This window comes from Paraeggerthella sp. (genome assembly GCF_048427265.1).
Taxonomy (GTDB): domain Bacteria; phylum Actinomycetota; class Coriobacteriia; order Coriobacteriales; family Eggerthellaceae; genus Paraeggerthella; species Paraeggerthella hominis.
Genome location: NZ_DBFOSR010000055.1, coordinates 18775 through 40651 on the forward strand (window position 1 = coordinate 18775; position 21877 = coordinate 40651).

General features: G+C 62.5%; 18 protein-coding genes. 9 read left to right on the forward strand and 9 right to left on the reverse strand.

The window, feature by feature from the left end; translation table 11 throughout:
• Positions 1-135: 135 nt before the first annotated feature.
• The 3 genes from ACMNI9_RS05285 to ACMNI9_RS05295 are packed head-to-tail and all read right to left on the reverse strand — an operon-like array spanning position 136 to position 4241.
• A complete protein-coding gene (locus ACMNI9_RS05285; protein ID WP_418831150.1) occupies positions 136-2658 on the reverse strand; it encodes a homocysteine S-methyltransferase family protein in 2523 nt (840 codons plus the stop codon).
• Between the two features lie 16 nt (positions 2659-2674).
• Positions 2675-3367, reverse strand: coding sequence for a vitamin B12 dependent methionine synthase (locus ACMNI9_RS05290; protein ID WP_225749471.1), 693 nt, complete (start codon positions 3365-3367; stop codon positions 2675-2677).
• On the reverse strand, positions 3354-4241 hold the full coding sequence (locus ACMNI9_RS05295; protein ID WP_114567490.1) for a methylenetetrahydrofolate reductase: 888 nt from the start codon (positions 4239-4241) through the stop codon (positions 3354-3356). Before ACMNI9_RS05295 ends, ACMNI9_RS05290 begins: the two co-directional genes overlap by 14 nt.
• Positions 4242-4539: 298 nt before the next feature.
• Here ACMNI9_RS05295 and ACMNI9_RS05300 point away from each other — a divergent pair, with 298 nt between their 5' ends.
• From ACMNI9_RS05300 to ACMNI9_RS05320, 5 genes are all read left to right on the forward strand, one after another.
• On the forward strand, positions 4540-6231 hold the full coding sequence (locus ACMNI9_RS05300; RefSeq protein ID WP_114567491.1) for a SulP family inorganic anion transporter: 1692 nt from the start codon (positions 4540-4542) through the stop codon (positions 6229-6231).
• 229 nt (positions 6232-6460) lie between these two features.
• The gene (locus tag ACMNI9_RS05305; RefSeq protein WP_216529616.1) at positions 6461-6907 is read left to right on the forward strand and encodes a zinc ribbon domain-containing protein; all 447 of its coding nucleotides are present in this window, start codon (positions 6461-6463) and stop codon (positions 6905-6907) included.
• 196 nt (positions 6908-7103) lie between these two features.
• On the forward strand, positions 7104-7523 hold the full coding sequence (locus ACMNI9_RS05310; protein ID WP_225749473.1) for a peptide deformylase: 420 nt from the start codon (positions 7104-7106) through the stop codon (positions 7521-7523).
• Positions 7524-7751: 228 nt separating this feature from the next.
• Entirely contained in the window at positions 7752-8204 is a 453-nt protein-coding gene (locus tag ACMNI9_RS05315) for a low molecular weight phosphatase family protein (protein WP_418831151.1), read from the forward strand.
• A 76-nt stretch (positions 8205-8280) separates the two neighbouring features.
• Complete coding sequence (locus ACMNI9_RS05320; protein ID WP_225749475.1) at positions 8281-8691, forward strand: peptide deformylase; 411 nt, start codon at positions 8281-8283, stop codon at positions 8689-8691.
• A 73-nt stretch (positions 8692-8764) separates the two neighbouring features.
• On the opposite strand, the gene ACMNI9_RS05325 is transcribed toward ACMNI9_RS05320, so the two are convergent.
• Entirely contained in the window at positions 8765-9766 is a 1002-nt protein-coding gene (locus tag ACMNI9_RS05325; RefSeq protein WP_418831152.1) for an asparaginase, read from the reverse strand.
• Between the two features lie 315 nt (positions 9767-10081).
• Here ACMNI9_RS05325 and ACMNI9_RS05330 point away from each other — a divergent pair, with 315 nt between their 5' ends.
• From ACMNI9_RS05330 to ACMNI9_RS05340, 3 genes are all read left to right on the forward strand, one after another.
• Positions 10082-11503: an amidophosphoribosyltransferase gene (locus ACMNI9_RS05330; RefSeq protein WP_418831154.1), complete on the forward strand. Its 1422-nt coding sequence runs from the start codon at positions 10082-10084 to the stop codon at positions 11501-11503.
• 161 nt (positions 11504-11664) lie between these two features.
• Entirely contained in the window at positions 11665-12027 is a 363-nt protein-coding gene (locus tag ACMNI9_RS05335; RefSeq protein ID WP_418831156.1) for a hypothetical protein, read from the forward strand.
• 151 nt (positions 12028-12178) lie between these two features.
• Positions 12179-12622: a hypothetical protein gene (locus ACMNI9_RS05340; protein ID WP_418831158.1), complete on the forward strand. Its 444-nt coding sequence runs from the start codon at positions 12179-12181 to the stop codon at positions 12620-12622.
• On the opposite strand, the gene ACMNI9_RS05345 is transcribed toward ACMNI9_RS05340, so the two are convergent.
• The 5 genes from ACMNI9_RS05345 to ACMNI9_RS05365 form a co-directional block, all read right to left on the reverse strand.
• Complete coding sequence (locus ACMNI9_RS05345; RefSeq protein WP_418831159.1) at positions 12589-13572, reverse strand: helix-turn-helix transcriptional regulator; 984 nt, start codon at positions 13570-13572, stop codon at positions 12589-12591. The two genes, ACMNI9_RS05340 and ACMNI9_RS05345, sit on opposite strands and share 34 nt — an antisense overlap.
• 123 nt (positions 13573-13695) lie before the next feature.
• Entirely contained in the window at positions 13696-14685 is a 990-nt protein-coding gene (locus tag ACMNI9_RS05350; RefSeq protein ID WP_418831161.1) for a diaminopimelate dehydrogenase, read from the reverse strand.
• A gap of 365 nt (positions 14686-15050) precedes the next feature.
• The gene (gene fdhF, locus ACMNI9_RS05355; RefSeq protein ID WP_418831163.1) at positions 15051-17762 is read right to left on the reverse strand and encodes a formate dehydrogenase subunit alpha; all 2712 of its coding nucleotides are present in this window, start codon (positions 17760-17762) and stop codon (positions 15051-15053) included.
• Positions 17755-19599, reverse strand: coding sequence for an NAD(P)-binding protein (locus tag ACMNI9_RS05360; RefSeq protein ID WP_418831180.1), 1845 nt, complete (start codon positions 19597-19599; stop codon positions 17755-17757). The genes fdhF and ACMNI9_RS05360 overlap by 8 nt, the downstream gene beginning before the upstream one ends.
• A 184-nt stretch (positions 19600-19783) precedes the next feature.
• Positions 19784-20764, reverse strand: coding sequence for a C-terminal binding protein (locus tag ACMNI9_RS05365; RefSeq protein ID WP_216529605.1), 981 nt, complete (start codon positions 20762-20764; stop codon positions 19784-19786).
• A gap of 94 nt (positions 20765-20858) precedes the next feature.
• Between ACMNI9_RS05365 and ACMNI9_RS05370 the strand changes: the two genes are divergently transcribed.
• A complete protein-coding gene (locus tag ACMNI9_RS05370) occupies positions 20859-21818 on the forward strand; it encodes an L-lactate dehydrogenase (protein ID WP_114567500.1) in 960 nt (319 codons plus the stop codon).
• The last annotated feature ends 59 nt before the right edge of the window (positions 21819-21877 follow it).

Sequence of the window (21877 nt, forward strand, 5' to 3'; positions counted from 1 at the left end):
CGAATTATGCCAGGCGGAGTCTACTATAGAATTGTTTATACATGAAAGAGTTTATATACAAGCAAGGATAAATGATCCATTGCGTAAACCATCTGCTCTGCACAGAGGCGAAAGCGCCGCGAGCCAATGCAAGCCTCAGCTCGCGGGAACCGCTTCCGCATGCAGGTCAGAGAAGTATTGCTCCGCTATGCGAGCGGACGAAGCGGCATCCTTTGCGTAGTAATCCGCGCCGATGATCCGAGCGTACTCTTCCGTCAAAACCGCGCCGCCCACCATTACGGCAGCACCCGGGACCTCAGCGTGCAAAAGCGCGATCGTCTGCTCCATCGCCTTGACGGTCGTCGTCATCAAGGCGGACAATCCCACCAACCTCGCATGGCACTCCCGAACCCCGTCCACAACCGCTTCAGGCGAAACATCGCGCCCAAGATCGACCACGCGATACCCGTAGTTCTCGAGCAGCATCTTGACGATGTTCTTCCCTATGTCGTGAATATCGCCCTTCACCGTAGCAAGCACGATAACCTGCCCGCGGTCAAGCTCGCTCGCACCCGCCTGGTCTTTGATCACGTCGAAACCGGCCTTGACGGCCTCCGCCGAAGCCATGAGCTGCGGAAGGAAGAACGTGCCTCGTTCGAACCTGTCGCCAACCTCATTGAGCGTAGGAATAAACACGTCGTTGATCAGGGACAGCGCGTCTCGCGACCGCAAAAGGCCCCGCGTCGCATCGGCCATGGGCCCCTTGCGCCCCGTAAGGATCAGCTGCTCGATTGCGCGCACCTCGTCGTCGGCCCCAGCGCTTACGCCGCTCGAATCATCGGCGCTCGGCACCGGCTCCCGCGATCCCTTGGCCGCGTCTTCAGACCCGCCGGCGCTCACGGCATAGCGCTCAACGTACGATGCGGCGTTTTCGTCTTCGCCGCTCAACACGCGAAAGCTCTCTACAACGTCCCGGCAGCGCACGGACATCGGATTGAGGATGGGCATGTCGAGCCCCGCCCCCAAAGCGGCCGCAAGGAACGTCGCCGTCATCAGCTCCCGCTCGGGCAAGCCGAAGCTGATATTCGACACGCCGAGCACCGTGCGCACGCCCAAACGCTCCTTGACCATGCTTACCGCGCGCAAAATCTCGCATGCTTCGCGTTGGTTCGTCGCCACCGACATGACAAGGCAGTCGATGGCGATGTCCTCGCGCGGAATCCCGTGCGAAACCGCCTGATCAACAATGCGCTTAGCCAAGGCGAACCGCTCCTCGGCACTTGACGGAATGCCGTGCTCGTCAAGCGTCAAGCCTACCACCGCGCAGCCGTAGCGCTTCACGATGGGAAGAATGGCCTCCAAGCTCTCCCGCTTCGCGTTCACGGAATTGACGAGCGGCTTGCCCGCATAGCCGCGCACCGCTTCCTCGATGGCGCAAGGGTCGCTCGAGTCGATCTGCAAAGGCAGCGTCGACGTTGCCTGCAGCCTCAAAACGGCGCGCGAGAGAACGTCCGCCTCGTCGAGCTCGGGTAGCCCCACGTTCACATCGAGGATCTCGGCTCCCGCCTCCTGCTGGACAACCGCCTCCCCCACCAGGTAATCGTAGTCGCCGTCGCGCAAAGCGGCCCGCAAGCGCGGCTTGCCCGTCGGGTTTATGCGCTCGCCGATCATCGCAACGCGATGCGCGTCCTTTTCGAGCACCACCGCTTCTTGGGCGCTCGTGACAACGAACGCGTCAACCTTGTCGCGCGGGGCAACCGACCGGCCCTTCGCCAGCCGCGCAAGACGCTCCACGAACACCGGGGACGTTCCGCAGCAGCCCCCGATCACGGTCACGCCCGCGGAAACGATCCCGTCCATCGCGCGCTCGAACTCGTCAGGCTCGACGTCGTATACCGTGCGTCCATCAACAATGCGCGGCATGCCGGCGTTGGGGCGCACCACAACGGGGCAGCGCGCGAACCTCAAAAGCTCGTGCGCAACAGGCACCAGCTCATCGGGGCCCAGCGAGCAGTTGACGCCGACCACATGCGCGCCCAAAGCGGAAAGCGTCGCCGCCGCCACCGAGGGAGGCGTCCCCAAAAACGTTCGGCCGTCCTCCCCGAACGTCATCGAAACGAATACGGGAAGATTCGAGCAATTCTTAGCGGCAAGAAGAGCCGCTTTCGCTTCCCGCAGATCGGTCATGGTCTCTATCAGCACGATGTCGCACCCAGCCGCCACGATCGCTCGCACCTGTTCGCAGAACATATCGTAAGCATCGGAAAACGACAGCGTGCCAAGCGGTTCCAGCAAAACACCGAGCGGGCCCATCCCTCCGGCCACGTAGCGCGCGCCCGCGGCACGCGCGCAAGCGGCGGCCGCACGATACACGTCGGCCACCTCCGCGCGGCCCTCCAGCTTATGAGCGTTCGCACTGAACGTGTTGGTGGTGACCATTTCCGCGCCCGCTTCAACGTAAGAAGCGTGAACAGCGGTAATGGCGTCGGGATTCGCGAAGTTCAGCAAATCGGGAAGCTCGCCATGGGCAGTCAGCCCCTGCTTTTGAAGCATGGTGCCCATGGCGCCGTCCTGCACAAGAAAGTCCAAGCCTTGCAGCACGCGCTCCAGATGCGCATCCTTGATAACCAAGCCCTCCAAGCTGTCCGGCATGCTCGCTCGCCCATCGTTCGCCATCATGTTCTCCCTCCGCACGCTAGGCGTCGTCGCCGCAGCATGTCCTTCCCTGTTTTCTCCACGCGCAGCGCCCTTCAAGCGCGCACGTTTCGCACGACGCTCGCACCGCATCGCTCACCGCGCCGTCGAACACCCCCATAACGGCCGTGATGCTCTTCGTCGGGACAAGCAAGCACTCCGACGTCGCCGTCAAGCCAATGCTTCGCGGCGCATCGAGCACGTCGAGCAAACCCTTCTGCACGGTCAGGGGAAAGTCACCGTATCCAGGGCTGTAGCGGCGGTTCACGGCGCATGCGCGCTCAGCGGCATAGCAAGTCACCTGCTCCTCCGCATCGGATGCGGCGGATTCGACCAAGGCGGAAGCCGCCGCATCGAAGAACAGCGCCTCCGTTGGACTGACCGCGACCCTTCGCTGGTACTCTCGCTCGTACGACGACCCCAGCGTGCAGGCAATCAAAACGGCTTCCCTCGCCCCCTGAAGATGCGCGGCAATGTCTTTTCCCTCCAGCGGCTGAGGCATGCCCTCAAGCCAAACGCACGTATCGCTTCCTCGTTCTCGATCAAGGGGAAACGCCCGCCAAACGCACCGCGGCTTCACTGCTTTCTCGCACGCACGCATCACGTCCTCGAGTCGGGCCAAAAGCTCGGCATCGAGGGCTTGGCCATGATATCCCAGGTAACGCAGCACTTCAGCGCGATCAAAGCCCGCCATGCCGACCGCCTTCCGCACCCCAGGAGCCCCTGAGCGCGCTCACGCAGGCGCGCGCGATGTCAGGCTGGTTCATCGTGTAAATATGCAATCCGTCAACGCCGTGCTTCTGAAGATCGACCAGCTGCTCGCACGCGAACTCGATCCCGGCCGACCGCAGGGAATCGGGAGCGTTTTCGTATTTCGCCAAAAGCTTGATGATGGGAGACGGCAGCGAGGCGCCGCACATGAACACCATGCGCTGTATCTGAGCCTTGCTCAAAAACGGCATGATGCCGCACGTTATGGGCACCGTGACGTGCGCTCTTTCGGCCGCTTCGCGAAAGCGGTAGTAATACTGGTTGTCGAAGAACAGCTGCGTGACGAAAAAGCTCGCACCTGCATCTTGCTTCTGCTTCAGATGAGCGACGGACGCCTTGAAGTCGGTGCACTCGATATGGCCTTCGGGATAAGCCGCCGCTCCAATGCAAAACCCCTCGTCGGCCAACCTCATGATAAGGTCCTTGGCATACTTGAACGGCGACGGGTCGCAGGCGGACACAACGTCTCCGCGCAAGGCGAGCACATTGGAGACCCCGCGACGACGCAGATCGTCAATCGCCGCGGTCAGCGCCTCCTCGGTGGAGTTGATGCACGTCAGATGCGCAACCGAAGGAACATCGAAGTCGTGGTGGATAAGCGAAGCGACTTCAGCCGTAGCCTGCTGGTTGCCGCTCCCTCCCGCCGAATACGTCACGCTGATGAAGTCGGGAACAAGATCGGCCAAAGAAGCCGCAACCCCATGAGCCGCATCGAGCGTCAAATCCCCCTTCGGAGGGAAAATCTCGAAAGAGACCGGCTGCTTGCGCGTAGCGAATATGTCATCTATCCTTCTCATGCTTCCATTATTGCGAATCGCGACGCTCCGAGCAAGGACGTCGGGGGCATCGGGTCGAACACGGCAGCACAGTCGCGACAAAAGGACACCGCCTTCAGGGTTTCGTCAACCCAGAACGGCTCCCTATCGTACAACGGTTGCCATATTGTCATTTGCGCGATAGAATGCACATTCCCGTCGCAAACACCAACTGCAAAACGAACACGTTCGCGTTCCGCCCGGCGCCACGCTTGGGCGGAACGTCTTGTTTGCGGGGGCGCAACACCGCAAAGCCCGACACGACCCAGAAGAATCGACCATGCAACGCGACAAAATCAAACCTATCCTGTTCAGCATCATCAAGCATTCCAGCAAAGAAGAGCTCAAAAAGCAGCTGCCCAAAGACATCGTTTCGGGCATCATGGTAGCGGTAGTTGCCCTGCCCCTCTCCATCGCCCTCGCCATCGCCTCCGGCGTCAGCCCCGAAAAGGGACTCTACACGGCCATCGTCGCCGGGTTCCTGATCGCCTTCTTAGGCGGAAGCCGCGTGCAGATCTCCGGCCCCACCGCAGCGTTCGCCACTATCGTAGCCGGCATCGTGGCCGCAGACGGCATAGACGGCCTGATCGCCGCCACCATCATCGCCGGCATCCTGCTCATGCTCATGGGATTCTTCAAGCTCGGCGCTATCATTCGCTTCGTGCCGTACACCATCACCACGGGCTTCACCGCGGGCATCGCGGCAACGCTCGTCATCGGACAGGCGAAGGACTTCCTAGGGCTCACCTTTCCCGCAGGCGCGCCCACGGTTGAAACCATGGACAAGCTCCAAGCCGTAGCCCAAAGCATCTCCACGGTCAATTGGCAAGCATTCGCGGTAGGCGTCGTGTGCCTTGCCGTTCTTTTCGCCTGGCCCAAGGTGAGCGAAAGGATCCCCGGCTCCCTGGTGGCGCTGATCGCCGGAGTGGCCATGGTGAACGGCTTCGGAATGAACGTGAACACCATCGGCGACCTCTACACCATCAACAGCGGGCTTCCCTCCTTCCACGTTCCGCAGCTCGACCTGGATATTTTCCGCGAGCAAATGGCAAACGGCATCACCATCGCCATCTTGGCCGCGATCGAATCGCTGCTGTCCTGCGTGGTCGCCGACAGCATGATCAGCTCCCACCATCGCAGCAACATGGAACTTGTGGCCCAAGGTGCAGGCAACGTCGCATCGGTGCTGTTCGGCGGCATTCCGGCAACGGGAGCCATCGCCCGCACGGCCGCGAACGTCAAAAACGGCGGGCGCACCCCCGTCGCCGGCATGACCCACTCGATAGTGCTGCTCATCGTCCTGGCGTTTTTCATGCCCTATGCGGCCTTCATCCCCATGCCTACCATCGCGGCTATCCTGCTGCACGTCGCGTACAACATGTCCGGCTGGCGCAACTTCGCGCACCTGTGCAAGACCACGTCGAAGGGGGCCGTCGCCACGCTGCTTCTGACCTTCACGCTGACCATCGTGTTCGACCTGGTGGTAGCCATCGGCGTGGGCATGCTGATCACCGTGGTCCTGTTCATGAAGATGGTCAGCAAGGAAACCGAGGTTCGCGGCTGGAAGTACTACTGCGACGAGGACTCCGAGGTCACCCATCTTCGCGAGCTGCCGAAAAGCGTGCGCGTGTACGAGATCAACGGCCCCATGTTCTTCGGCATGACCGACCGCATTACGGACATTTCGGTAAAGTCGTTCACGAAGTACCTGATCATCCGCATGCGCGGCGTGCCTTCGCTCGACTCCACGGGTATGAACGCACTGGAGAACCTGTATGACTACTGCCGCGAAAACGGCGTGAGCCTCATCTTCTCGCATGCCAACGAGCAGCCTATGAAGACCATGCGGCGCGCAGGCTTCGTGGATTTGGTCGGCGAAGATCATTTCCGCGGCAACATCGACGACGCCATAGCCTACGCGCACCAGCTGCTTGACGAGGAGAGTCGAGCGGTGCGAAAGCGCGCGCAGTAGCGCAAGCGCACCGCCAAGCCAAGCCTCAACGTTGCCCGAGCGCCACGTGCGCAAGTTCCAACCTGCGCGTGTGGCCTCGACGGTCGCGCCTGGGCCACGCGAAGCGACCGCAAGAACCCTAGCCGCTGCCACCGCGCCGCAACAACTCGTTGCTTTACGTTTTCGCACCTCGCATGGTTCAATGTCCTTGCGGCGCATCGCCGCTTCCGCCCGCCTGAAAGGACGCCCCATGACCATCGCAGACGCCCTCGTAACCATGCGCAAAGAGCGCAACCTCACGCAGCAAGACGTCGCCCGCAAGCTTTTCGTAACGCGCCAAGCGGTATCTCGCTGGGAAAACGGCGAGACCACACCCGGCATCGATATGTGCAAGCTGATCTCGGCCACCTTCGACCTCCCCGTCACCCACTTGCTCGAGATGCCCGACGGAGACTACTGCCAAAGCTGCGGCATGCCCTTTTACCAACCGAAAGACTACGGCAGCGAAGCCGACGGCGCACCTTCCGCCGACTACTGCTCATGGTGCTATCGCGACGGCGCATTCGTCGAAGACGAGTCGCTTGAGGAGCTTATCGAGCGTTGCGCCCCGTACATGGCCGAATCCTGCCACGTTTCACGCGACGAGGCCGTCTCGTTCATGGGCGCGCTGCTTCCCCACCTCAAGCGCTGGAAGTAGCGACCGAAGACGCCGCGGACCGCACAGCGTGCCGAACGCGCCGGGCCAACCTTGCTGCGTGCGCGCTCCGAACGCGCCGCGTGCATGCTCCCACGCCCCCTCAGGCTTCCTCGTGATAGAATTCGTCCAGGAAAATCAACCCCGCAGCGCGCACGCAGCACCGCGGGCGTTTCAAACCCACGAAGACGGGAGCATCATGATCAAGGAACTGGTAAAGGACGAGGCCATCCTCTCGCAGCCCTGCGCTGCAGCCACCGCCGAAGACGCGTCGGTTGCGCAGGATCTGATCGACACGCTGACCTCGCTCGAAGGCGCCGCATGCTTGGCGGCCAATCAAATTGGCGCCGCCACCTGCGTTGTCGCCTATCTTGACGACAACGACCAGCCGCACGTCATGTACAACCCCAAGCTGCTGCAGGCGCTCGGCGCGTTCAAGACCGTCGAAGGCTGCCTTTCCTTGGAGGCCGATTCCAAGGTAACGCGCTACGATCGCGTCAAAATCGCCTACGAAGAGCAGGTCGACGGCACGCTTGTTGCCCGCAAGAAGGACTTCAACGGCTGGACAGCCCAGATCATTCAGCACACGATCGACCATTGCAAGGGCAAGCTGGTCTAGCTCGCGCGCTCAGGCAGTCCGAACCATCATGGCAAAACCGTCCAGCAACCCCGATCGAGACCGCTGGATTCGCGCGCTCGCCGCAAAAGGCGGGCGCGCCGCTTCGGCTCCCCTCAATCGCAACCCGCGCGCAGGCATCGGCCCGAACAAGGCCTCGGGCCACAAGGGCGGCATCAGCCGCCAAGGATCCAAGCGCGGTTGATGCCGCACGCCTAGAATGGAGCACCCTTGCACGAAGCAGAGCCTTTCGGTCCCGAACGCAGCCATCCCCAAACGACAAGCCGCCCGATTCCTCGAGTTGCTTTCGTCTGCACGCACAACTCATGTCGAAGCCAAATGGCAGAAGCAATCGCGAAGCAGATCGCAAAAGGCACCTTTGCAGCTTGCTCGGCCGGCACGCACCCCCGGGAGCACATAAACCACCAGACACTGCAAACGCTTGCCAACCATGGATACGGAACCGACGGGCTTCGGTCAAAGCCGCTCGACGATATTCCGCCCGTCGATTGGGTTGTCACCATGGGCTGCGGGGTTGCGTGCCCGGCGCTTCCATGCGCGCATCGCGAGGATTGGGGGCCCGAAGACCCCAGCGGCAAAGACGATAGCTCGTTCGAAACCTGTCTCGCCCTCATTGAAGATCGCATCGCCGACCTCAAGAAGCGCATGGAAGCCGCCCTTTGACCGTTTGCGCCGTATCCCGTTCGCGCAAGCCACCGACCTCCCCGAATCCCGTCGTCTCATCCCGAAAGGCCCTGCCGTGATCAAGCCCATCATGAGAAACCAAACGTTTCTTGCGCAGCCCTGCGCACCGGCGACAACCGCCGATGTCCAAACGGCGCAAGACCTGCTCGACACGCTGGCCGCCCACTCGCACGAATGCGTCGGAATGGCCGCCAACATGATCGGCGTACCGAAGCGCATCATCGTATTCGACGACGAAGGCACGTCGCGCATCATGTTCAATCCGGAAATCATCAGCTGCGCAGGCCCCTTCGAAACGGAAGAAGGCTGCCTCTCGCTGCTCGGCAGGCGCGCCGCCACACGCTACCGAACCATCAAGGTTCGCTACGAAGACAAGGCGTTTCGCTCCAAGACGAAGTCGTTCGCCGGATGGACCGCGCAGATCATCCAGCACGAGATCGACCACTGCAACGGCATCGTGATCTAGCCCGGCGGGCGGCTGCGCGATCCCGCAGCCACTCGCGCAGCGAAGCCCCGCGCGAGCAAGCCGTGCGAAAGCCTTAGCCCTCTACCGTCCGATCGTGATTCACCACCCGATAGAACAACGATCGAATCTCGTCCGCATCGGTCGTTTGCCCAAGGGCCCACATGGTCTTCGCCACCAAAGCCTCGGTGGTCATATCGCCGCCCTTGAGAATGCCGGGATGGTTGGCAAAGGCTCGTCCCACTTCGTACACGCCCAAATCGCACCCCTCTTCGGGCACCTGCGTGGTCATCACCAGGGTTTTCCCGGCATCGACCCAGTCGAAAAGGGCCTGGTGGAAGTCATGGTACGCAGGAATTCCCCCAATGCCGAACGTCTCCACGATCACCGCATCGTAGTCGCGCTCCAAAAGTTCGAACACGCTTGGGCTCATTCCCGGCGTCAATTTGAGAACGAACACGCGCTCGTTCAAGCGATCGAACAGACGAAGCGACCCCTCGTCCGCGCATCGAACGGGCGAGGCCGCCCGGATCACGCGATCGTTCCTGATAAGGGCTATCTCGGGAAAATTAACGCTCGTAAACGCGTTGAAGCTCATGGTGCGCTGCTTGCGCGCACGAGTACCCGCGATCACCGAGCCGCCGAACGCAACGGACACGTCGCACGATCGATCGTCAAGCGCGTACAGAAGGCTTTGGTACACGTTGAGCTTCGCGTCGGTGAACGGACTGCCCATGGGCTGTTGCGAACCGGTCAGCACAATGGGCTTTCCGCTCCCCTGGATCAGGTACGAAAGCGCCGCTACCGTATACGCCATGGTGTCGGTGCCGTGCAGCACCACGAACCCGTCGTACGCATCGTAGGCACGCGCGATTTCGTCGCGAATGAGCATCCAATCAGCAGGTCGCATGTTCGTACTGTCGATGTTCATAGGCTGCACCACGTCCAACGCGCACAAGCCCTCCACCTGCGGCACGAACCGAGCCAGCTCCTCGCCGGTCAGCGACGGGGCAAGTCCGCAGCCATCCTCGGCTGAAGCGATGGTGCCCCCGGTTGCAATCATCAGAATCTTCTTCATGCGCACGCTTTCCCTCGAATCCTTTGAACGAAACAACAGTACCTGCCTCCACGCAAGCGCGAACGCTCCGATCGAAAATTCCATCAAGCCCCCAGCTGCGCCCAACGCCGCCAGCTCGAAAGAGCGAAACGCCCGCCCCTTCGACCCTGCACGCAACTTTGGGCACGGCTTCGCAAAGTCGACGGCGCCGCCGCTGCCCGCGCTTCTCGTGCAGAAACCGCGGATCGTCCCACGACCTCGGCCTTGCAAGGCTTCAGGAGCTTTATACTGATGCTTTTGCAGGACGAGGCGGCAGGGCAAGACGAAAGGTACATAATGGGCGGATTCTTCGGGGCTGCATCACATCATGATGTGGTGCTGGACGTGTTTTTTGGCGTGGACTACCACTCTCACTTGGGAACGCGGCGCGCGGGCATGATTTTCCACGACGACGAGGGCTTCCAGCGCGAAATCCATTCGATCGAGAACACGCCGTTCCGCACGCGCTTCGAAGACGACCTTCCCGGATTCCACGGATGCAGCGGCATCGGCTGCATCAGCGACACCGATCCGCAGCCGCTTCTGGTGCGATCGCATCTGGGCACCTTCGGCATCACCACCGTAGGCGCCATCAACAATGCCGAACAGCTGGTGGAATCCTACTTCACCGACGGCAACCGCCAGTTCATGGCCATGAGCTCCGGCGCCGTCAACACCACCGAGCTGGTGGCTGCGCTCATCAACCAGAAAGACGACTTCGTCTCGGGCATCAAGCATGCTCAGGATGCGATCGAAGGATCGCTCACCTTGCTGATCATGACCGAGGACGGCCGCATCATCGCGGCGCGCGACAAGATGGGGCGCCTCCCCGTGCTCATCGGCAAGAACGACGACGGGTTCTGCATCTCGTTCGAGTCGTTTGCGTACCACAAGCTGGGCTACGACGACGAGTACGAACTGGGCCCCGGCGAAATCGTGCGCATCGACGCTGACGGGTACCAGACCATTGCCCCCGCAGGCGACAAGATGAAGATCTGCGCATTTCTGTGGGTGTACTACGGCTACCCCAACTCGAATTACGAAGGCGTGAACGTCGAGGTCATGCGCTACCGCAACGGTGCCGTCATGGCGCGCAACGAAGCCGCTGCCGGTACCCTGCCCGACCTGGACTACGTGGCGGGCGTGCCCGATTCCGGCGTACCGCACGCCATCGGATACGCAACGGAATGCAAGACGCCGTTCGCCCGCCCGTTCATCAAGTACACGCCCACGTGGGCGCGTTCGTTCATGCCCAGCAACCAAGAGGTTCGCAACCGCGTGGCCAAAATGAAGCAGATCCACATCCCCGAGCTCATCCGCGACAAAAAGCTGCTGTTCGTAGACGACTCCATCGTGCGCGGCACCCAGCTGCACGAAACGGTGGACTTCCTGTACGAATGCGGCGCGTCCGAGGTGCACATGCGCTCGGCTTGCCCGCCCATCATGTTCAGCTGCAAATACCTGAGCTTCTCAAGCAGCAAGTCCGAGATGGATCTGATCGCGCGCCGCGTAGTGCAGCAGCTCGAAGGCGACGAGGGTCAGGAGCACCTGGAGGAATACGCCGACAGCTCCACCGAGCGCGGCCAGTGCATGCTGCACGCAATCTGCGAGCAGATGGGCTTCGATTCGCTGGGTTACCAGTCGCTTGACGGCATGCTGGAAGCCATCGGCATCGATCGCAACCAGGTATGCACCTACTGCTGGAACGGCAAGGAATAGCCTTTTTCGACAACGCTTGCTCGACGAAAAGAACCGCTTCGGCGGTTCTTTTTTCATTCTCCCATTTTATTCAACAATTGTACCAATAGTGGTACTCATAACTCACCCCTTCTCCGGTACACTGCGCAGCATACTCGCCAGATCCAAAGCAAGGAGGCCCCATGAGCACCGCAGCCATCGCAACCCGGCATATCGATACCGACCATTCCTCCCGCACAACCGCGCACGCCTCGCACGCGCAGACCTCAGCAGCGAACCCGGAAATCCGCGCGATAGCCGGCGGCCTCTACCCTGGCCGCAAGCAAGCGCTTCACGCGCGAAACCAGCACAACGTCGCAGAGCATGAGCCTTCGAGCGAGTGTTTCGATCGACGCAGGGCCGCTCGAAACGACACCTCAGCGAAGCCGCGCCTCCTTCAGGGAATGCAAGGCGTCAGCTACAACCTGTCGTCAGGCGAGCGCATCATGGCGGCAGGCGCGGGAATCCTGTTTTCCCTGGCGACAATCGCAGCCATGATGCTCTAAAGGAAGGGGGGATACCGTGAAGGACGCTTTGGCACCGTTGCGATCGCAGTCTCGACCATCGCTTCGCCCGGCCTCCGCAGATGCGGCGGCCGTCTTCGCAAGCCTATACCGACGCTGGAGCAGCGATGCTCGTCGCCTCTCGCGCGAAAGCATGCAGGCTGTCCGCAGCGCAACGGGATCGCGCATCATCGACGTGCTTTCCATATGGGACGAACGGGAAGCATGCTGGCTGGCCGACGCACCCACCATGATCAGGCTCGACACTTGCGACATCACCGCATTCGCCATGCATAGCCCGCTCATAGCCATCCACCGCGGCCACGTCGAGACCGACTCCCCCATTGCAACCTTCGGGTCGCGCAGCAGCCCAGAAAACAGTTCGCACGCATCGCAGCCCTTCTTCTGGAGAAGCGTTCGGCCCTGCTCCTACGCATTAGGGCGCACGGTGGAGCGATTCGCGTTCGAAACCGACGGAAGAAAACGCCTCCTGGCCCTTGAAGCCCATTTGGATGACGGAGGATGGCTGCGCATGAGCAGTTTCGGCATCGACTCCGAACGGTCCTACTCGTATGCGTCGAGGATGCTCTTCAGGTAATCGCGATACGCGCTCGCAAGCACCGCGGGCTTCTCGATGCGCACCCGGCTGCCGAACTGGGCCACCCAGCCGAAAAACGCCGGACTCTCGACAACGGCCACGTGCACATGCGCATGCTCCTCCCCCGCCGATGTGACGGGAACGTCTTCGCCGAATCGGTCGATCACGCCGCCCATGGCTTCGCCGGATACCAAAAGCGTTGCGGAAACCGGCTCGCCTCCGTACATGCCGAACGCGCGCTGCTCCAGCTTCCCCGCATCGAACGTGGCAATGCGGTCGTTGCGCGAAGCAGGCTCGTCAAGCAGGGCGATATGCTCCATGCGGTCCACTCGGTAATGAGGGAACCCGTCGTGCTTCTCGTTGTATGCCACCAAGTAGTAATAGCCGTCTGCGTACACCAGCTGCACGGGAGTTTCCTCGTAGCGCCGACCGTTGCGCTGCCGAACCCGGCGCTTTTGCGCATCGTATTTGAAATAGAGAAACGACACTCTGCAACGCTGCGCCATAGCGCGCTGAAGCTGATCCACGTTGGCCAGCACCGACTCGTTCTGCATCTTGATGCGACCCTCAACATGCAAACGCCTGGTCAGAAGCGCCCGCTGGCGCTCGGGAGCCAGCCGCTTCACGCTGCGAACCAGCTTGTCGCTCATGCGCTGCGTCAGGAAGCGCGAGCTTTGCACTGCGTCCACCAACAACGCAAGCTCCGAAAGCGTGAAATCTCGCGAAGCCAACGCGTACTCGACCGGGGCGCAACGCCGCGTGCGTATATCCATGCCGAAAGCGCGCAACGCCTCGATGTCGCGGTATACCGACTTGCGTTCGGCCGAAACACCGAGCGCCCCTAGCCGCTCGAGGATCTCGGCCATAGTAAGGCCGCGCTCGTCATCGGTTTCATCTTGAAGCATCTTCATGAGATGAAGCAGCTTCAGCTTCTGGCGGTTGACGGCCATGCACGCTCCTTTTTCAGCCACGTCTTCAAACCCCAGTATACAAGCGCGCCCCAAAACTATCGCAAAAAAGGCCCTGCCGCTTTGAATAAACGGCAGGGCCTTTCCATGCATAACGTTTAACGGCTACAGCATTTCAGCGCGCAGCTCCTCGCCGCTTTTGGAGGACAGGTACGCCGGGGCGATGTCGAACATCGTCTTGCAGCCCGTCTGACCCTCGCGGCTCAGGCGATGCGCCGCACGAGCGCACGCCGTAAGCACGCTGCCCGTAAACTCGGGGTTAGAATCCAGCTTCAGCGAGAACTCGACCACATGACGATGCTCGCCGTTTTCGCCGGTCAAGCCCGAACGAATCACCGAACCGCCATGGGGAATGCCCGCATGGTCGCGATCAAGCTCTTCCTGCGAGATAAACGTGACCGTGGTGTCGTAGTCGGCAAAGTAGTTCGGCATTTCAACGATGGCCTTCTCGATGGCAGCCAGATCGGCGCCTTCCTCGGCCACCACGAAGCACTCGCGCGTATGCTTCTCGCGCGTGGTCAACTGAGGATTCTGACCAGCCCGAACGGACTCGAGCGCCGCAGGAACGGGAACCGTGTACTGACGAGCGTCGGCCACGCCCTCGATGCGACGAATCGCATCGCTGTGACCCTGGGAAACGCCGCGACCCCAGAACGTGTAATCGGCACCTTCGGGCAGAATGCAGTTCGCGTACAGGCGCGCAAGCGAGAACATGCCCGGATCCCAGCCCGCGGAAATGACGGCGACCTTGCCGCCTTCCTTTGCCGCTGCGTCCACGTTCGCAAAATGCGCGGGGATGTTCGCGTGCGTGTCGAAGGAGTCCACCACATTGAACAACCCGGCGTACGCCGGCGTCTGCTCGGGCAGATCGCGCGCGCTGCCACCGCACAGGATAAGGACGTCCACGTCGTCCGCGTGCGCCGCCAAGTCGTCGGCAGAGTACACCGAAACGCCCTCGGTCAAAGGCTTCACGGAAGCGGGGTCGCGTCGAGTGAATAGAGCGACCAGCTCAAGATCGTCGTTTTGACGGCAGGAGAGTTCCACGCCCCTGCCCAGATTGCCGTACCCCAAAATACCGATGCGCGTTTTCGTCATATGCTGCTCCTTGTACTCGTTTGCACCCATGCATTGAATGTATAGGTTAATGATGGACGACCACGACCAACGTCGTCAACGAACGCGATGCGACTTCAAGAAAGCCCCATCGTGCTGAAACGAATTGGAAACCTTATCGGAATGAATGCACCGCACGACCGTCGCGCGAGCCAAAAGGCCGGCGCGTGGGCGCAAATCGGCACCCGTGACAGCACCCGCCCCGCATACAGCCCCCTAGAGCCGCACGCCTGCCGCATCCTAAGATGCGGCAGGCGTTTTGTCGGCGATCTCTCCGAAAGCACGCTTTCAGCACCCAGCGCATTGCCATAGGCGCCGGGTTGCTTCCACACGCCGCTCGTCCGCTTCTACGCCTTCTCCACCCGAATGGCGCACACCTTGTACTCAGGCGCCTTCGACACGCGGTCGAGCGCGGCGATGGTCAGCCAGTTGCTGTTGCCGTCCTGGAAATGGAATGGCATCCACGTTTCGCCCGGGTTGGTCTTGCCCGACACGCGCGCCGTCGTCTCGATCTGACCACGACGCGACGACACGCGCACACGATCCCCGTCGGACACGCCCAAAGCCGCCGCATCGCATTCGTGCAACTCGATGAACGAACGATCCGCAACCTCGTTCACACCCTGCGCGCGAGCGGTCATCGCACAGGCGTTGTACTGGTACAGGATGCGCCCGGTGGTAAGCATGAGCGGATACTCCGCATCGGGCAGCTCCACCGAAGGCTGATAGCTTGGCGTAGAGAACGACCCCACGCCCTGCGAAAACTCGCTCACATGCAGGATGGGCGTACCCGGATGCTCCTCGTTCGGGCACGGCCATTGCAAACCGCGCCCGGCAACGCCGTCGCCGTCAAGGCGCTTATGGCTCACGCCACCGTAGGTGGGCGTGACGGACGCCACTTCGTCCATGATCTCGGCCGGCGTCAGGCAAGGCTGGGCATACCCCATCCGATTCATGACCTCGGTGAATATCTCGGTGTCCGGACGCGCGCCCGCCAGAACGTCCACCGCCTTGCGCACGCGCTGCACGCGACGCTCGGTGTTCGTGAACGTGCCCTCCTTCTCAGCGTAGCTGCAACCGGGCAGAATCACGTCGGCGTACTTCGCCGTCTCGGTCATGAACAGGTCGTCCACCACGAAGAAGTCCAGCGACTCCAGCGCGCGGATCACGTGCCCCGTATCGGGATCGGTTCGCACAGGATCCTCGCCGAACAAAAACAGCCCCTTGATGCCGCCCTCGATCATGGACGGGAAGCACTCGGTAGCCTTCACGCCGCGCTCGCGCGGCAAGCCGGTGCCCCACGCGCGCTCGAAGCGGCGCACCACCTCGGGATCGGCCACCTTCTGGTACCCCGGCAGATCGTCGGGTCCGGCGCCCATGTCGCACGCGCCCTGCACGTTGTTCTGGCCGCGCAGCGGATTCACGCCGCCGCCGCGCTTGCCCAAGTTTCCCGTGATCATAGCGATGTTGGATAGCGCCATCACGCCGTCGGTGCCGGTGGAGTGCTCCGTCACGCCCAGACAGTACACGATAGCAGCCACTCGGGCCTTGCCGTACATCTTGGCCGCAGCCACCAGATCGCGTTGGTCGACGCCGCAGATATCCTCCACGCGCTCCGGCACGTAATCGCGCACCGTCGCGGACATGATCTCCACGCCCTCCGTGCGTTCGTGCACGAAATCCGCATCGTAGAGGCCTTCGCGCAGGATCACGTTCACCATGCAGTTGGCGAAAGCCACGTTGGTGCCCGGGCGCAGCTTCAAGTGAATGTCCGCCTGCGCGGCCAGCCCGATGTCGCGCGGGTCCACCACGATCAAACGGCACCCGCGTTCCACCGCAGCGCGTATCTGCATGCCGATGACCGGATGGGCTTCCTCGGGGTTCGACCCCACCAGCATGATCACGTCGGCTTCGTTCACCACGTCTTCAATTGAGTTCGTCATCGCTCCCGAACCAAGCATGGTTGCCAGACCGGCAACCGTGGGAGCGTGTCAAACACGCGCGCAGCAGTCGACGTTGTTCGTCTGCAGCGCCGTTCGAGCCATCTTCTGGAACAGGTAGATGTCCTCGTTCGTGGAACGCGAACAGGCGAACGCCGCAAGGGAGGCTCCCCCATGCTCGTCGCGCAGCTCCGTGAAGCGACGAGCCACCAGATCAAGCGCGTCATCCCAGGTAGCAGGTTCGAATTCGCCCGTTTCGCGATTCTTGACAAGCGGCGTGCGCAAACGATCGGGCGCGTCGACGAAGTCGAAACTGGCCGAGCGTCCCTTCACGCACAGAAGGCCGTTGTTCGAAGGGCCGGGCGCTCCCTCCGCATCCACGATGCGCCCATCCTTCACCACCAGGTCAAGCTGGCATCCCACGCCGCAATGCGGGCACGTGGTGCGCACGCGATTCGTCTCCCACGAGCGGTACGCCGCGCGGCGCTTCTCCGTGAGGGCCCCGGTCGGGCATGCCTGCGCGCACGTGCCGCACGACTCGCAATCGGTCATGCGCCAATCGACCCCGAAAGGCGCCTCGATAACCGTACGAACCCCGCGCTTTCCCGCCTGCAGCGTATGGTTGCGCGCAGCGCTGTTGCACGCGCCCACGCAACGCTGGCAACGGATGCACAGGTTGGGATCGTATGAAAGAAACGGATTGGCGTCCAGCACGGGCTCGCGCTTCTGCGCAACCTCGAAAGAAGACTCCAGCACGCCGTACTCACGGCAAAGCGCTTGCAGCTCGCACGCGCCGTTCTTGTCGCACGAGAAGCAGTAGTGCGTCGAATCAAGCCCATGATCGGCGATGATGAGATCGAGCGCGACGCGGCGGTACGCCTCTACGCGCGGCGAATCCGTGATCACGACCATGCCGTCTTGCACGGGCGTCGAGCATGCGGGAACCGGATGGTCCAAGCCCTCCACGTCCACCACGCACACGCGGCACGACGAAACGGCTCCCGACCTCTTCAAATAGCACAGCGTGGGAATGCGCACGCCCGCCTCGCGCGCGGCGTCCAGCACGGTCGCCCCCTCGCGCGCCTGCACAGCGCTCCCATTGATCGTGATGCTAGGCATACTGAACCCGGCCCCCTTCCAACGTTCCCGGTCCGAAGCAATCGCAGCGCAGGCAGCGCCCGCACTCCTGCACGGCTTCTTCGCGGCTCATCTCAATCTCGACGCCCTGGAAATCGCGTTTGCGCTCGCGAGCCGGACGTTCGGTTATCTCCACGCGCCCCTTAGGCGTGCGGTCGTTCGGGCGCGCAACGGGAACCTCCACGTCGCAGCGCAGTTTATGACTGTACCCCAAGAACTCGTCGATGTTGCGCGCGGCGACCTTGCCCGCTCCGATGGCGCGAATGGCCGTCGCGGGTCCCGTCTGGCAATCGCCGCCCACGAACACGTTGTCGAAGCCCTCGGCGCGCAAGCGCTCGTCGGCGTTGAAGCAGCCCCAGGTGGTTGCCATGCCGAACTCCTCGAACGGGGCCGACATCACATTCTGCCCCACCGCAATCAGCACGATATCGGCCTCGATGCGGCGTTCGGGCTTGTCAGCCGCCACAGGGGCAGGTCGGCCGCCGCGCACCGCGCCGATCATCTGCGGTTGGGTGATAAGCGCCGCGCATCGCCCTTCCGCGTCCTTCTCGACGGCCACGGGCGCCTCCAGGACGATCATCTCGACGCCTTCGGCGATGGCGCTCTCCACTTCGATAGGCAAAGCGGTCATGTCTTCCTTGCGGCGCCGGTACACCACCGACACGTCATCGGCGCCTGCGCGAACCGCAGTGCGCGCGCAATCCATGGCCACGTTGCCGCCGCCCACCACGACCACGCTCTTGCCCGAGAAATCAGGGTAGTCGCCGTCGCCGATGCGGCCCAGCATATCGACAGCCGACATCACGCCTTCGGCGTCCGCGCCTTCGATGCGCAGGCTCTTGCCCGTTTGGGCACCGATGGCCACGTACACGGCATGGTAGGTGTCCGCGATCTCGCGCATCTCGGTCAGGCCGATCGCCTCGCCGCAGCGCGCGGTGATGGTGCCGGCGTTCATGATGCCGCGGATATCCTCGTCCAGCCGCTCGCGCGGAAAACGGTACGCAGGGATGCCGTAGCGCAGCATGCCCCCCAGCTGATCGCGCTCCTCGAACACCGTCACGCGATGCCCCATGAGCGCGCAGAAGTACGCGCAGGTCAAACCACTCGGCCCGCCGCCGATAACAGCAACGGTGCGCGCCGTGTCAACGCTGCGCTGCGGCACCGGCACGGTATCGGCGGGCGCCTGGTCCACGGCGAACTTCTTGATGCCGCGGATGTTGAGCGGCGCGTCGATGAGCGTGCGCCGACAGCGTTCCTCGCACGGATGCTCGCACACGAGCGCGCACGCCGTGGGAAACGGGTTGTCCTTGCGCACCATCTGCACGGCACCGGCGTAGTCGCCTTCGGCCACCAGCGCAATGTAGGCGGGCACGTTCACGTGCGCAGGGCAGAGCGTTTCGCAGGGAACCGACTGGCCCACGCCCGCTTGGCAGCAGCCTCGCTCCACGTGGCTTTCGTACTCCTCGGCGAACGCGTCCATGCCCTCGAGCAGCGCATTAGCCGCCTCGTAGCCAATGGCGCAGTCGGCCGTGTCGCGCACCATCTGAGCCAACGCGCGCAGTCGCTCCAACGCCCCGGCGTCGGCGTCGCACGCCACCACGCGCTCGAGCAACGCGGCAAGCTGCGGCAAACCGTCGCGGCACGGGACGCACTTGCCGCAGGTTTGCAGAGCGCCGTCGCGCAGAAGCGACAGCTGGGCGGCAAGCGGGCACATTCCCGGCGGAGCCGTCTCCACCCGTCGTCCGTGCCTGTTCAACTGTTGGGCGATACGCGCGTCGTCTTTCGACTTCGGCGCAATCGATAATGCGGCCACGTTCATCCCCCATGTTCGATGCGGTAGTTCGCTCGGCATGCCGTTGCGGCAATGCTCAAAAGTACTCGAATTAGCAGAATACCAGATGGCGCAGGTGCCCACCGACACGAAATCGCCGGAAAGCGGCAGAGGGCCGCTTCGGACGCGGCGCCTTCGAAACGCTGGACGAAACAAGGTTGCGCGAAGCGTTTCACCGTCGCCGATCTTGCGCGAGCACTTCAGGGTTCAGGCAGTCGGCAGGACGACGGCCCAGCACCACGTCGATCGCGCTGCGCATGGTGCGCGTGCGCAGTTCAAGCCCCGATTCCTCGGACCAGTACGCCGCATGCGACGTGAGCACGGTGTGAGGAGCGCGCAGCAGCGGATGGTCGAAGTCGACGGGTTCGCCCTCGTACACGTCGACGCCCGCGCCCCACAGCTTCCCCGATTCGAGCGCCGCCGCCAAGGCCGCAGTGTCCACCACCGCCCCGCGCGCCGTGTTCACCAGCACGGACCCTTCCTTCATGAGCGCCAGGCGATCCTCGTCCAGCAGGTGGTGCGTCTCGGGCGCGAGCGCCACATGCAGGCTGACCACGTCCGCGCAGCCCAACAGCTCGTCAAGCGACAGGATATCGTAGCCTTCCGGCGTGCGTCGGCCCGGCACCAACGAGCGCGACCAGCACACCACGCGAAAACCCAGCCCTGCGGCCTTGCGCGCAACGGCGCGGCCGATATCGCCCATCCCCACCACGCCGAACACCCGCCCGTACGCCTGCCCCATGGGCCGGCGGCGCGCATAGTCCCACACGCCTGCGCGCATGTCGGCATCGATCTCGTTCAAACGCCTCAGCACGCACAGCGCCAACGCGATCGCATGGTCCGAGACGACCTCGGTTCCGTACCCCGGGGCAGTGCACACCGCAACGCCGTGATCCGTGGCGGCTTCCACGTCGATGTCGTCGTAGCCCACGCCGGTACGGCTGACCACCCGCAACCGAGGAAGCGCCTCGAACGCCGCGCGCGGCAACGCGCTGTACGAAGTGACCATTCCGTCGGCATCGGCCGCAAGTCGAACCAAGTCATCCAAGCCGCGCGAATCGAAACAGGCGAAATCCACGCCCGCATCGCGCGCCATGCGCTCTTCGAAGTCCATGTTCTCGAAATCGCTGTCGACCATAACGATCTTGGGCATACTCCGTCCTTCCTTGACGTGCAGTCTTGACGAACGCAATCGGTTCCAGTAGGGTCGCGTAAACCATAGAATCGTGCTTGGGAAAGGTCATAGTATGAAAAAATCGGTCGACGGCCGCAAGGTCGCCATCATCGGATGCGGGTTCGTGGGGTCGGCCACGGCTTTCACGCTGATGCAAAGCGGCCTGTTCTCGGAAATGGTGCTGGTCGACGTCGACCGCAACCGAGCCGAGGGCGAAGCGCTCGACATCAGCCACGGCATGCCTTTCGCCAGCCCCATGAACATCTACGCCGGCGACTACGACGACCTTGCCGATGCAGCCATCATCGTGGTCACGGCCGGAGCGAACCAGCAGCCTGGCGAAACGAGGCTCGACCTGGTGCACAAGAACGTGGGAATCTTCAAGTCCATCATTCCCGAAATCGCGAAGCGAGACTTCGGCGGCATCCTGCTGGTGGTATCGAACCCGGTGGACATCCTCACCTACGTGGCCTTGAAGCTTTCAGGGCTTCCCGAGGATCGCGTGATAGGATCCGGCACGGTGCTCGACACCGCGCGCTTCAAGAACATCCTGGGCGAGCACTTGGGCGTGGACCCGCGCAACGTGCACGCCCGCATCATCGGCGAGCACGGCGACAGCGAGATCGCCGTTTGGAGCTTGGCGAACGTCTCGGGCATTCCCGTCAACGACTTCTGCGAGATGCGCGGCCATTTCGAGCACGAGGAATCCATGCAGCGCATCGCCGAAGACGTGAAGAACAGCGCGTACGAGATCATCGCGAAGAAAAAGGCCACGTACTACGGCATCGCCATGGCGGTCAAGCGCATCTGCGAGGCCATCGTGCGCGACGAAAAGCCCATCTTGCCCGTATCGAACTACCAAAATGGCGGAGAGTACGGCCTGGAAGACGTGGTTTTGAGCTTGCCCGCCGTCGTGGGCAAAGGCGGCATCGAGTACCGCGTGCCCGCGCCCATCAGCCACGACGAACTTGCCGCCCTGCAAGCATCCGCCGCCAAGCTGAAGGAAGTCATCGCAGAGCTGGATCTGGATTAGAACAGCAGGGGCAAGCGCGGTCGGAGCCGCTCCATCCTCGACCGCGCTTGCCTTACGGC

Coding starts and splice junctions, on each gene's coding strand:
- ACMNI9_RS05285 (WP_418831150.1), bottom strand. CDS start 2,658: ATGATGGCGAACGATGGGCGAGCGAGCATGCCGGACAGCTTGGAGGGC.
- ACMNI9_RS05300 (WP_114567491.1), top strand. CDS start 4,540: ATGCAACGCGACAAAATCAAACCTATCCTGTTCAGCATCATCAAGCAT.
- ACMNI9_RS05325 (WP_418831152.1), bottom strand. CDS start 9,766: ATGAAGAAGATTCTGATGATTGCAACCGGGGGCACCATCGCTTCAGCC.
- ACMNI9_RS05340 (WP_418831158.1), top strand. CDS start 12,179: ATGCAGGCTGTCCGCAGCGCAACGGGATCGCGCATCATCGACGTGCTT.
- ACMNI9_RS05310 (WP_225749473.1), top strand. CDS start 7,104: ATGATCAAGGAACTGGTAAAGGACGAGGCCATCCTCTCGCAGCCCTGC.
- ACMNI9_RS05365 (WP_216529605.1), bottom strand. CDS start 20,764: ATGCCCAAGATCGTTATGGTCGACAGCGATTTCGAGAACATGGACTTC.
- ACMNI9_RS05295 (WP_114567490.1), bottom strand. CDS start 4,241: ATGAGAAGGATAGATGACATATTCGCTACGCGCAAGCAGCCGGTCTCT.
- ACMNI9_RS05370 (WP_114567500.1), top strand. CDS start 20,859: ATGAAAAAATCGGTCGACGGCCGCAAGGTCGCCATCATCGGATGCGGG.
- ACMNI9_RS05335 (WP_418831156.1), top strand. CDS start 11,665: ATGAGCACCGCAGCCATCGCAACCCGGCATATCGATACCGACCATTCC.
- ACMNI9_RS05305 (WP_216529616.1), top strand. CDS start 6,461: ATGACCATCGCAGACGCCCTCGTAACCATGCGCAAAGAGCGCAACCTC.
- ACMNI9_RS05330 (WP_418831154.1), top strand. CDS start 10,082: ATGGGCGGATTCTTCGGGGCTGCATCACATCATGATGTGGTGCTGGAC.
- ACMNI9_RS05345 (WP_418831159.1), bottom strand. CDS start 13,572: ATGGCCGTCAACCGCCAGAAGCTGAAGCTGCTTCATCTCATGAAGATG.
- ACMNI9_RS05290 (WP_225749471.1), bottom strand. CDS start 3,367: ATGGCGGGCTTTGATCGCGCTGAAGTGCTGCGTTACCTGGGATATCAT.
- ACMNI9_RS05350 (WP_418831161.1), bottom strand. CDS start 14,685: ATGACGAAAACGCGCATCGGTATTTTGGGGTACGGCAATCTGGGCAGG.
- ACMNI9_RS05360 (WP_418831180.1), bottom strand. CDS start 19,599: ATGAACGTGGCCGCATTATCGATTGCGCCGAAGTCGAAAGACGACGCG.